The sequence below is a fragment of the Pseudomonas rosaeacicularis genome (assembly GCF_057128745.1).
Genome location: NZ_JBSKHT010000009.1, coordinates 198,929 through 209,659, shown reverse-complemented (window position 1 = coordinate 209,659; position 10,731 = coordinate 198,929). Strand labels below are relative to the sequence as shown.

Annotated in this window: 12 protein-coding genes; 10 read left to right on the top strand and 2 right to left on the bottom strand. The window is 61.9% G+C overall.

Annotation, left to right across the window (positions count from 1 at the left end):
* Nucleotides 1-119 precede the first annotated feature (119 nt).
* From bluB to ACWKWM_RS13765, 9 genes are all read left to right on the top strand, one after another.
* The gene (gene bluB, locus ACWKWM_RS13805; protein WP_483846665.1) at nt 120-770 is read left to right on the top strand and encodes a 5,6-dimethylbenzimidazole synthase; all 651 of its coding nucleotides are present in this window, start codon (nt 120-122) and stop codon (nt 768-770) included.
* A complete protein-coding gene (gene cbiB, locus ACWKWM_RS13800) occupies nt 767-1,675 on the top strand; it encodes an adenosylcobinamide-phosphate synthase CbiB (protein ID WP_483846664.1) in 909 nt (302 codons plus the stop codon). Before bluB ends, cbiB begins: the two co-directional genes overlap by 4 nt.
* Nucleotides 1,668-2,672 carry a threonine-phosphate decarboxylase CobD gene (cobD, locus tag ACWKWM_RS13795; protein WP_483846663.1) on the top strand — a complete coding sequence of 335 codons (1,005 nt, stop codon included), beginning with the start codon at nt 1,668-1,670 and terminating at the stop codon, nt 2,670-2,672. Before cbiB ends, cobD begins: the two co-directional genes overlap by 8 nt.
* Nucleotides 2,669-4,135 (top strand): cobyric acid synthase, encoded by a 1,467-nt coding sequence (locus ACWKWM_RS13790; protein ID WP_483846662.1) that lies wholly within the window; start codon nt 2,669-2,671, stop codon nt 4,133-4,135. The genes cobD and ACWKWM_RS13790 overlap by 4 nt, the downstream gene beginning before the upstream one ends.
* Nucleotides 4,132-4,656, top strand: coding sequence for a bifunctional adenosylcobinamide kinase/adenosylcobinamide-phosphate guanylyltransferase (cobU, locus tag ACWKWM_RS13785; protein ID WP_483846661.1), 525 nt, complete (start codon nt 4,132-4,134; stop codon nt 4,654-4,656). The genes ACWKWM_RS13790 and cobU overlap by 4 nt, the downstream gene beginning before the upstream one ends.
* Nucleotides 4,653-5,705 (top strand): nicotinate-nucleotide--dimethylbenzimidazole phosphoribosyltransferase, encoded by a 1,053-nt coding sequence (cobT, locus tag ACWKWM_RS13780; protein WP_483846660.1) that lies wholly within the window; start codon nt 4,653-4,655, stop codon nt 5,703-5,705. Before cobU ends, cobT begins: the two co-directional genes overlap by 4 nt.
* Nucleotides 5,702-6,274, top strand: coding sequence for an alpha-ribazole phosphatase family protein (gene cobC / locus ACWKWM_RS13775; protein ID WP_483846659.1), 573 nt, complete (start codon nt 5,702-5,704; stop codon nt 6,272-6,274). Before cobT ends, cobC begins: the two co-directional genes overlap by 4 nt.
* 1 nt (nt 6,275) lies before the next feature.
* The gene (locus ACWKWM_RS13770) at nt 6,276-7,007 is read left to right on the top strand and encodes an adenosylcobinamide-GDP ribazoletransferase (RefSeq protein WP_483846658.1); all 732 of its coding nucleotides are present in this window, start codon (nt 6,276-6,278) and stop codon (nt 7,005-7,007) included.
* Nucleotides 7,008-7,281: 274 nt separating this feature from the next.
* Nucleotides 7,282-8,490, top strand: a complete 1,209-nt coding sequence (locus ACWKWM_RS13765; protein WP_483846657.1) for an MFS transporter — start codon at nt 7,282-7,284, stop codon at nt 8,488-8,490.
* Here the strand turns inward: ACWKWM_RS13765 and ACWKWM_RS13760 are convergent.
* On the bottom strand, nt 8,472-8,618 hold the full coding sequence (locus tag ACWKWM_RS13760) for a hypothetical protein (RefSeq protein WP_483846723.1): 147 nt from the start codon (nt 8,616-8,618) through the stop codon (nt 8,472-8,474). The two genes, ACWKWM_RS13765 and ACWKWM_RS13760, sit on opposite strands and share 19 nt — an antisense overlap.
* An 84-nt stretch (nt 8,619-8,702) precedes the next feature.
* On the opposite strand from ACWKWM_RS13760, the gene ACWKWM_RS13755 reads away from it, so the two are divergent.
* The gene (locus tag ACWKWM_RS13755; RefSeq protein WP_483846656.1) at nt 8,703-9,254 is read left to right on the top strand and encodes a glutathione peroxidase; all 552 of its coding nucleotides are present in this window, start codon (nt 8,703-8,705) and stop codon (nt 9,252-9,254) included.
* 181 nt (nt 9,255-9,435) lie between these two features.
* Here the strand turns inward: ACWKWM_RS13755 and ACWKWM_RS13750 are convergent, their stop codons facing one another.
* Nucleotides 9,436-10,728 carry an OmpP1/FadL family transporter gene (locus tag ACWKWM_RS13750; RefSeq protein ID WP_483846655.1) on the bottom strand — a complete coding sequence of 431 codons (1,293 nt, stop codon included), beginning with the start codon at nt 10,726-10,728 and terminating at the stop codon, nt 9,436-9,438.
* Nucleotides 10,729-10,731: the final 3 nt, after the last annotated feature.

The following is a 10,731-nucleotide window of genomic DNA, read 5'->3' as shown; positions in this document are numbered from 1 at the left end:
GACCTGTCCGCGAAGACTCAGTCACAGGCGCAACCAATGCATCGGATTCACAGGCCTCTTCGCGGACAGGTCCGCTCCCACAAGAGCGTGTGCACACAGGCCATCGTGTGGTGGAAGTCATGACCGACCAATCCTTCAGCCCCGACGAGCGCGCAGCGGTGTATCGCGCCATCGCCGAACGGCGCGACATGCGTCACTTCAGCGGCGGCACCGTTGCGCCGGAGTTGCTGGCGCGTTTGCTCGAAGCCGCGCATCACGCGCCCAGCGTGGGGTTGATGCAGCCGTGGCGCTTCATTCGGGTCAGCGACGGTCAATTGCGCGAACGGATTCAGGCGCAAGTTGAAGAAGAGCGCATTCGCACCGCCGAGGCGCTGGGCGAGCGTGCGGACGATTTCATGAAGCTCAAGGTCGAAGGCATCAACGATTGCGCCGAAGTGCTGGTGGCCGCGTTGATGGACGACCGTGAGAAACACATCTTTGGCCGGCGCACGCTGCCGGAAATGGACTTGGCCTCATTGTCCTGCGCAATCCAGAACATGTGGCTCGCCGCACGCGCCGAAGGGCTGGGCATGGGCTGGGTCTCGCTGTTCGACCCACAAGCCCTGGCCGACCTGCTCGGTATGCCGGCCGGCGCCAAGCCACTGGCGATTCTGTGTCTGGGGCCGGTCGGCGAATTTTATCCACAGCCGATGCTGGTGATGGAGGGCTGGGCGCAGCCGCGTCCACTCGACGATCTGGTTTATGAAAATACCTGGGGAGTGCATCCATGAGCGTGGCGTTATTGAGCGTCGCCGGGGTGGCGCTGGATGCGCTGCTCGGTGAGCCAAAACGGAACCACCCGTTGGTGGCGTTCGGCGGTTTTGCCGAGCGCATTGAGCGGCGCTTCAACTCCGGTGGGCGCGGTTGGCGCAGTCATGGCGTCACCGCGTGGTTCATCGCAGTCATTCCGCTCACGATCGTGGCGACAGTCCTGAGCTGGCTGCCCTACATCGGCTGGCTGTTCGAGATCGCGGCTTTGTATTGCGCGCTGGGCCTGCGCAGCCTTGGCGAACACGTCGATCCGGTGGCTCGGGCGCTGCGTGCTGATGACCTGGACGAAGCGCGGCGCCGGGTTGGCTATCTGGTCAGTCGCCAGACCAGCGAACTCGACAGCACCGAAGTCGCCCGTGCGGCCACCGAGTCGGTACTTGAGAACGGCAGCGATGCAGTATTCGCCGCCATCTTCTGGTTCGTATTGTTCGGCGCGCCGGGCGTGGTGCTGTACCGGTTGAGCAATACCCTGGACGCCATGTGGGGTTATCGCAACGCGCGCTTCGAGCGCTTCGGCTGGGCGGCAGCGAAGATTGACGATCTGCTTAACTACATTCCTGCGCGGTTGGTGGCACTGACCTACGCGCTGCTGGGCAAAACCCGACTTGCCTTACGCTGCTGGCGCACCCAAGCGCCGAAGTGGGACAGCCCCAACGCTGGCCCGGTCATGGCGGCGGGTGCTGGCGCATTGGGTGTTGAACTGGGCGGGGCGGCGATCTACCACGGCGAGCTGCATCAAAGGCCGCAACTGGGAGAGGGCGCGCCTGCCGATGCCGACTCCATTGATCGCGGCTGGCAACTGGTGCAGCGTGGCGTCTGGCTCTGGCTATTGATCCTGTGCGTGGGGACTGAATTCTATGCTTGAACACGGCGGGCGTTTGCGCGGGGCAGTAGCCCATTATGGGATCGCCGAAGCGGACTGGCTCGACCTGTCCAGCGGCATCTCCCCATGGCCGTGGCCCATTCCCGAGATTCCCCCTTCAGCCTGGGCGCGACTGCCCGAAACCGACGACGGTCTGGAACTGGCCGCCTGCGATTATTACGGCGCCCCCCACGCGTTGCCGGTGGCCGGTTCGCAAGCGGCGATCCAGGCGTTGCCGCGTCTGCGCCAGGCCGGCAAGGTCGGCGTGCTGTCACCGTGCTATGCCGAACACGCCGAGGCGTGGCGCAGCGGCGGGTTTCTGGTGCGCGAGGTGCTTGAGCACGAAGTCGAGCGCTTCATCGACACCCTCGACGTGCTGGTGGTGGTCAACCCGAACAATCCCACCGGCCTGAGCCTGACCCAAAAACGCTTGCTGGACTGGCATGCCCGGCTTGCCGCGCGCGGCGGCTGGCTGGTGGTGGACGAAGCGTTCATGGACAACACACCGAGCTTAAGCCTTGCTAGCAAGTCAAATCGGGTCGGGCTGATCGTCCTGCGTTCGTTCGGCAAGTTCTTTGGTCTGGCAGGCGTGCGCCTGGGTTTTGTGCTCGCCGAAGAGCGTTTTCTCAAAGTGTTGGGCAAACATATCGGACCCTGGACAGTGAATGGTCCTACGCGGGTATTGGCGCAAGTTTGCCTCAACGACCGCGAAGGCCAGCGCTTGCAGCGCGAACGCACGGGGCAGGCCAGTGAGCGGCTCTCCGCTCTGCTGACCCAGTACGGTTTTGCCCCGCTGGGCGGTTGCGCGTTGTTTCAATGGCTGATCACGCCTCAGGCGTTAGCGCTTTACGAGTTCTGCGCCCGACGCGGCATTTTGCTGCGCTTGTTCCAGAACAACGGGCCGCACAACAGCAGCCTGCGTTTTGGTCTGCCCCGTGACGACGCCGACTGGAAGCGCCTCGAAACAGCGCTTCAAGCCTTTTCGAAGGACGCCCAATGACCAGCAAAACCCTCATGATTCAGGGCACCACCTCCGATGCCGGCAAGAGCACGCTGGTGACGGCGCTGTGCCGATGGCTGACCCGCCAGGGCGTGAGCACGGTGCCGTTCAAGCCGCAAAACATGGCGCTCAACAGTGCCGTGACCGCAGACGGTGGCGAAATTGGCCGAGCGCAGGCGGTGCAGGCCCAAGCCTGTGGCCTGGCGCCGCACACAGACATGAACCCGGTGTTGCTCAAACCCAACAGCGACACCGGTTCTCAAGTGATCATTCATGGCCGCGCTGTGACCACCATGAATGCCGTGGCGTATCACGACTACAAAGTCATCGCGATGCAGGCCGTGCTCGAATCGCACCAACGGCTGAGCGAAGCTTATTCAGTGGTCATGGTCGAGGGCGCAGGCTCGCCGGCCGAGATCAATCTGCGTGCCGGCGACATCGCCAACATGGGCTTTGCCGAAGCGGTGGATTGCCCGGTACTGCTGGTGGCCGACATCAATCGCGGCGGGGTCTTCGCGCATCTGGTCGGGACACTGGAATTGCTTTCACCCAGCGAACAGGCGCGGGTCAAAGGCTTCGTCATCAACCGTTTTCGCGGCGACATCGCCCTGCTGCAGCCAGGATTGGACTGGCTCGAACAGCGCACCGGCAAACCGGTGGTCGGCGTGCTGCCCTATGTGATGGACCTGCACCTTGAGGCCGAAGACGGACTTGATCAGCGCCAGACCGACAAGGTCGAGCGCGTGCTCAACGTCATCGTTCCGGTGCTGCCGCGCATCAGCAACCACACCGATTTCGATCCGCTACGCCTGCACCCACAGGTCAATCTGCAATTCGTCGGGCCTGGTCAGGCGATCCCCGCTGCGGATCTGATCATCCTGCCGGGATCAAAAAGCGTGCGCGGCGACCTCGCGTTCATGCGCAAGCATGGCTGGGACAGCGCCATTGAGCGTCACCTGCGCTACGGGGGCAAGGTGATAGGGATTTGCGGCGGTTTGCAAATGCTCGGCACGCAGCTGCACGATCCGTTGGGGCTGGAGGGCGATGCCGGTTCGAGCCCGGGTTTGGGTTTGCTCGACATGAGCACCGTGCTGGAAGAAGAGAAGCAGCTGCGCAACGTGCGCGGGCGCTTGATGTTGGAAGATGCCGACGTCAGTGGCTATGAAATCCATGCTGGCGTAACCAGCGGCCCCGCATTGGAGCGTTCTGCCGTGCTGCTTGACGACGGCCGCTGCGACGGCGCGCACAGCGTGGATGGACAGATTTTCGGCACCTACTTGCACGGTCTGTTTGAAACCCCGGCTGCGTGCAGCGCTTTGCTGCGCTGGGCCGGTCTTACGAACGTGGACGCGGTGGACTACCACGCGCTACGTGAACGTGACATCGAGCGCTTGGCCGATCTGGTGGAAAACCATCTGGATCTGACGCTGCTGCGCCAACTCTGTGGACTGGATAACCCATGACGCTGCAATTGATTCTGGGCGGCGCGCGCTCCGGTAAAAGCCGTCTGGCCGAAAAACTGGCGGATGAGAGCGGGCTCGAGGTCATCTACATCGCCACCAGTCAGCCGCTGGATGGCGAGATGAATCAACGCGTGATTTCCCATCGTCAGCGTCGTCCCGAACACTGGGGGCTGGTCGAGGAACCTATCGAGCTGGCTCGCATGCTGCGAGAAAACGCGCAGGCGGGCCGGTGCCTGTTGGTGGATTGCCTGACGTTGTGGCTCACCAATCTGCTGATGCTCGAAGACTCGCAGCGTTTGAGCCACGAACGCGATGCCTTGCTGGAATGCCTGGCTGCATTGCCGGGCGAGATTATTTTTGTCAGCAATGAAACCGGGATGGGCGTCGTGCCCCTCGGTGAGCTGACCCGCCGTTACGTCGATGAAGCCGGCTGGCTGCATCAAGCGCTGGCCGAACGCTGCCAGCGCGTGGTGCTGACTGTCGCCGGTCTGCCGATGACCCTGAAAGGACCCGCTTTATGAGTAATGTCTGGTGGCTCGCGCCGCTTGTGGAAATCGACCCGCACAGCCTTGAACAAGCGCAGGCTCGGCAACAGCAACTGACCAAACCTGCAGGCTCCCTCGGGCAACTGGAGCGCGTCGCGGTGCAACTGGCCGGTTTGCAGGGGCGGGTCAAACCCCACGTCGATAGCGTCTGGATCGCAATTTTTGCCGGTGATCACGGAGTTGTAGCCGAAGGTGTTTCTCCCTACCCCCAGGCCGTCACCGGCCAGATGCTGCACAACTTCGTCATGGGCGGCGCAGCGATCAGCGTGCTTGCCAAGCAACTGTCGGCGCAATTGGACGTGGTCGATCTGGGCACCGTTTCGCCGCTTAATCTTCCCGGCGTGGTCCACCTGAACATCGGTGCGGGCACGGCGAACTTCGCCAAAGGCCCGGCGATGACTCACGAGCAATGCCTGCTGGCGTTGCAAGGCGGTCGCGACAGCGTGCTGCGGGCCAAGGCGGCAGGGGCGCAGTTGTTCATCGGTGGCGAAATGGGCATCGGCAACACCACGGCAGCCAGCGCCTTGGCCTGCGCGTTGTTGAATTCACCTGCGACGCTGCTGGTCGGTCCAGGCACGGGCCTTGACCCACACGGCATCAGCCACAAAGCGCAGGTCATCGAACGTGCGCTGGCGTTGCATGCTGATCAGGCGGGGGACCCATTGGGCATCCTGACCTGCTTGGGCGGTTTCGAAATTGCAGCGCTGGTCGGCGCCTATCTGGCCAGCGCTCAGGAAGGCATTGCGGTGTTGGTCGACGGCTTCATTTGCACCGTCGCGGCCTTGGTGGCGGTGCGTCTGAATCCGGCGTGTCGCCCATGGCTGTTTTTCGCCCACCGTGGCGCAGAACCCGGCCATCGTCATGTGTTGGAGGCCTTGCAGGCCGAGCCGTTGCTGGATTTGGGCCTGCGTCTGGGCGAGGCCAGTGGCGCCGCGTTGGCCGTGCCGCTTTTACGACTGGCGTGTGAGCTGCACAACGGCATGGCGACGTTTGCCGAAGCGGCCGTGGCGGATCGCCCTGCATGAGCCTGCGTCTGGATCTGCTGCGTCATGGCGAAACCGAATTCGGCGGCGGCCTGCGTGGCAGTCTCGACGACGCGCTGACCGACCTGGGTTGGCAACAGATGCGATCGGCCGTGACCGAGGCCGGGCGTTGGGATCGGATCATCAGCTCGCCGTTGCAGCGCTGCGCGCGATTCGCCGAGGAGCTGGCGGGGAGGCTGGACCTGCCACTGCACCTGGAACCTGATCTGCAAGAGCTGCATTTCGGCGATTGGGAAGGGCACAGCGCGGCGCAGTTGATGGAGACTGACGCCCAGGGGTTGGGCCTGTTTTGGGCCGATCCCTACGGATTTACTCCGCCGAACGGTGAGCCTGTGGCTGATTTTTCGTTGCGTGTGCGGGGTGCGGTCGAGCGCTTGCACCGCGCGTTCGCTGGTGAGCGAGTGCTTTTGATCTGCCACGGCGGGGTGATGAAGTTGCTTTTGGCTCAGGCGCGAGGTCTGCCTCGGGAGCAACTGTTGCAGGTCGAGGTCGGCCACGGCGGCCTGTTCGCCCTCGAAGTGGATGCTGGCTGTGCATTAAAGGAGCTTTAGAATGTTGCCGTTCTGGATCGCCCTGCAGTTTCTTTCCAGCTTTCCGATCCGCTTGCCCGGCATGCCGACGCCAGAGCAATCGGGTCGCTCGCTGCTGTTTTATCCCTTGGTCGGTCTGGTGTTCGGCGTTGTGCTGATGGCGTTCAGCGCGCTGTTGCACGGCGCGCCGTTGTTGTTGCACGCGGCGCTGGTGCTGACTGCAGGGGTGTTGCTCAGCGGTGGCTTGCATCTGGACGGTCTGGCCGACAGCGCCGATGCCTGGCTTGGCGGTTTCGGTGATCGCGAGCGCACCCTGACAATCATGAAAGATCCCCGCAGCGGTCCGATTGCGGTGGTTACGCTTGTGTTGGTGCTGCTGCTCAAATTTGTCGCCATCGTGGCGCTGATTCAACAGCAATACGGTTTCGGATTGCTGTTGGCGCCGGTTATCGGACGGGCCGCGTTGCTTGGGCTTTTTCTCGACACGCCCTATGTGCGACAGGGCGGATTGGGCCAGGCGTTGGCCGATCATTTGCCTCGGCGTTTGGGGCGTCAGGTGCTTTGGGTCGTGGCGATTGGCTGTTGCGTAATCGCAGGTGGCGCAGGGGTTGTTGCGCTGCTGGTGGCTGCTTCGGTTTTTTTCTGGCTGCGGCACCTGATGATTCGGCGGCTTGGCGGCGCCACCGGCGATACGGCGGGCGCGCTACTGGAATTGCTGGAAGTGGCCGTGCTGGTTGCGCTGGCCTTGACCTGACGCCAGCACGGATGCTGTTAGTTCTGGCCGGAGGCCGTAGGAGCTTGGCTTGCCAGCGATCTGCCGGGCACCGGCAGTAAAACCTGCGCCTGCGGTGGATCAGACGAAACCAAGGGCCGCTTCGCGCCCAATCGCCTGCAAGCATGGCTCCTACGCCTTCCGGGCAGAAGCACTCATTGACATCATCAACACCCACGGCGTAATTTCCGATCCTCCAGAAGCGGGCATATCCGCCTATTTTTACCCTTACGGCCTACGCGCCGGGAGAACAACAATGACGTCGGTTTGGCGAGCCAGTGGCTGGATACTGTTTGGCAGTGCGCTAATCCTGGCGCTGTCGCTCGGCACCCGGCACGGTTTCGGGCTATTCCTGCCGCCCATGAGCGCGCAGTTCGGTTGGGGGCGGGAGGTATTTGCCTTCGCCATCGCTTTTCAGAATCTGATCTGGGGGCTGGCACAGCCTTTCGCTGGTGCGCTGGCAGACCGGTTCGGTGCGGCAAAAGTGGTGTTCGTTGGCGGCATTCTCTACGCCGCTGGCTTAATGTGCATGAGCATGGCGGATTCGCCGTTAAGCCTGTCCCTGAGTGCGGGTTTGCTGATCGGCATCGGCCTGTCCGGCACCACCTTCTCGGTCATTCTGGGCGTCGTCGGTCGCGCCTTGCCGCCCGAAAAACGCAGCATGGGCATGGGCATCGCCAGTGCGGCGGGCTCGTTCGGGCAATTCGCGATGCTGCCCGGCACGCTGGGGCTGATCGGTTGGCTGGGTTGGTCGATGGCGCTGCTGGCGCTGGGTCTGCTGGTGGCGTTCATCCTGCCACTGGTGGGCATGCTCAAGGACAAACCGCTTCCGGTCGTTGAAGGTCAGCAAACCTTGCGCGAAGCCCTCCACGAAGCCTGCACCCATTCAGGGTTCTGGCTGTTGGCTTTCGGGTTCTTCGTTTGCGGGTTCCAGGTCGTGTTCATCGGCATCCATCTGCCGGCCTATCTGGTGGATCAGCATTTACCGGCCAAAGTCGGCACCACCGTGCTAGCCCTGATCGGCTTGTTCAACATTTTCGGTACCTACACCGCTGGCTGGCTCGGCGGTCGGATGTCCAAGCCTCGTTTGCTCACTGCGCTTTATTTGCTGCGCGCTGTGGTCATCAGCCTGTTTCTCTGGATACCGCTCAGCGAGACCACCGCTTACTTGTTCGGCGTGACGATGGGGCTGTTGTGGCTGTCCACCGTGCCGCTGACCAACGGTACCGTTGCGACCCTGTTTGGTGTGCGCAACCTGTCGATGCTGGGCGGTATCGTCTTCCTCTTTCATCAGTTGGGCGCATTTCTCGGCGGCTGGTTGGGCGGCGTGGTCTACGACCGCACTGGCAATTACGATTTGATCTGGCAGGTGTCGATCCTGCTCAGCCTGATCGCGGCTGCGCTCAATTGGCCGGTGCGTGAACGGCCTGTGGCGCGGTTGCAAGTTCAGGGCGTGTCGGTGTGATCAGGCTTTTGCCGTGCTTGGTTGGCGTTGCCATTGGCGCAGCGCTGCTGGCCGCTGCGTGGTGGGGCTGGCAGCACGTGGGCCTTGGGGCGTTGCAGCTTGGCATGGGGGCCTGCTGAAGAGTCCATACGGGCGTGCCTAGGCATTCGTGGCGCCATGGAGTAGCGTGTGGTCAGACAATAACTGCTGCGCGTAAAGCGATGGATGCTGCCATGAGAGTTCGCTGGATTGCTGTGCCTGTGCTGTTGTTTGCCATGAGTGCCGTGGCCCTCGCCGCCGATTGCCCGCCGCTGCTGCAGGGCGAGTTACCCAAACTGCGTGCTAAACAGGATATCGACCTGTGCAAACAGTTTGCCGGTAAGCCACTGGTGGTGGTCAATACCGCAAGCTTCTGCGGCTTCGCTCCACAGTTCAAAGGTCTGGAAGCGTTGAATCAGCGTTTCAAGGGGCAGGGGCTGGAAGTGATCGGCGTGCCTTCGGATGACTTCAAGCAAGAATCCAACGATGCCGCCGAAACGGCCAAGGTTTGCTACGTCAATTACGGCGTGACGTTCACCATGACCGAGCCGCAGCCGGTGCGGGGTGATGACGCGACGCATCTGTTCAAAGTGCTGGCCGAGCAGAGCAATCCGCCGCGCTGGAATTTTTATAAATACGTGGTGGATCGCAAGGGCAATGTCATCGCCAGTTTTTCCAGCAAGACCACGCCGGATGACCCCGAGTTGATTGCGGCGGTGGAAAAGGCCATAGCGTCCAAGCCGTGAGCACTATCTGTAGGAGCGAACTTGTTCGCGAGGCTTTATGTGGCGCCGGGTTGATCGGCTCGCCAATAAGTTGGCTCCTACAGAACGGCTAACCGATCAACAAAAAACCCCGCATCCATCGCTGGCTGCGGGGTTTTCCGGGTCTGGCGAACGGGTTTTTCAGCCCGTCCCGCCTACTGCATCAGAAGCGGTAAGTCAGGCCCAGGCCAAAGCCGTTGGCGCTGTTGTCGTACTTGGCGCTGTAGGCGTTGCCCAAAGCGTTGGTACGGTTGACGCTCACCTTTTCTTCGTCGAGGTAGGAGTAAGCCACGTCGACAGTGATGTCGTCGGTTGGGCTCCAGCCAGCGCCAATGCTGAAGATCGTGCGGTCACCGGTCGGGATGCGTGGCGAACGATCGGTGTTGTTGGTAGGCGACTGGTCCCAAGTCAGACCGGTGCGCAAAACCCACTGCTTGTTGAGCTGATACGAGGTGCCGATGGCGTAAGCCCAGGTGTCGTGCCAGTTTTGTTCTTCAGTGATGGTGCTGGCCAGCTGCGGCGCTAGAGCGCCACCGGCCCGGGTGACGCCGGAGTTTTCGACGGTGATATCTTTCAGACGGCTCCAGCGAGTCCAGGTAGTACCCGCGTAGAGTTTCCAGTCGTCGGTCAGCTTCTGGGTCACGGAGAAGTCGACCGATTCCGGAGTATCAAGGCTCAGCTTGGCGTCGTAGCGGCCAGCGCCCAGTACTTGCGCAGGCACACCCGCGCCAGGAGCAATTTCGGTGTGACCGTCGAGCTTGTAGGTCACTTTGGAATGGTAGGTCAGGCCCAGGTTGGTGGACTCCGTCGCCTGCACCATCAACCCGATGTTGTAGCCGTAGCCGACATCATCGCCCTTGACCTGAACGCGACCGTCACCGGTCGGCCGCCCAAGCGCGCCACTGACGTTCAACGCCGATTCCAGTACGCCGGAAATACGGTTGATGGTCGGTCCGAAACCGATCGACACTTTGTCGTTGAATGCGTAGCTGACCGTTGGCTGGAAGGTGATGACCTTCACCTGGCTCTTGCTGCCGAAGTTACGGCCCTGAAAATTGTTTTCGTAATCGGTGATCAGGCCGAACGGCGCGTAAACACCCAGACCAAAGGCCCAGTGATCATCGATCGGGTTGACATAGAACCCCATTGGAACCGCAGTGAACGGCACCATGTCACCCTTGTTACTGCCGGCACTGCGGCCGCTGGCGTCTGAAATGTCGGTTTTTGCATCGATCGCTGCAGCACCAACGGTGACTTGTTGGCGCTTGAGCCGCGACATGCCGGCGGGGTTGCCAAACACGATGCTGGCGTCATCGACGGAGGACGAACGGCCCGCAAAGCCGGTACCCATGCCGCTGATACTTTGTTCGTTAAGCGCGAAGCCGGCAGCGAAGAGCTGGGTGGAGGCGAGAGTGACGGCGAGACTTAGGCTGGTTTTGATCATTACTTTTTTCATTAT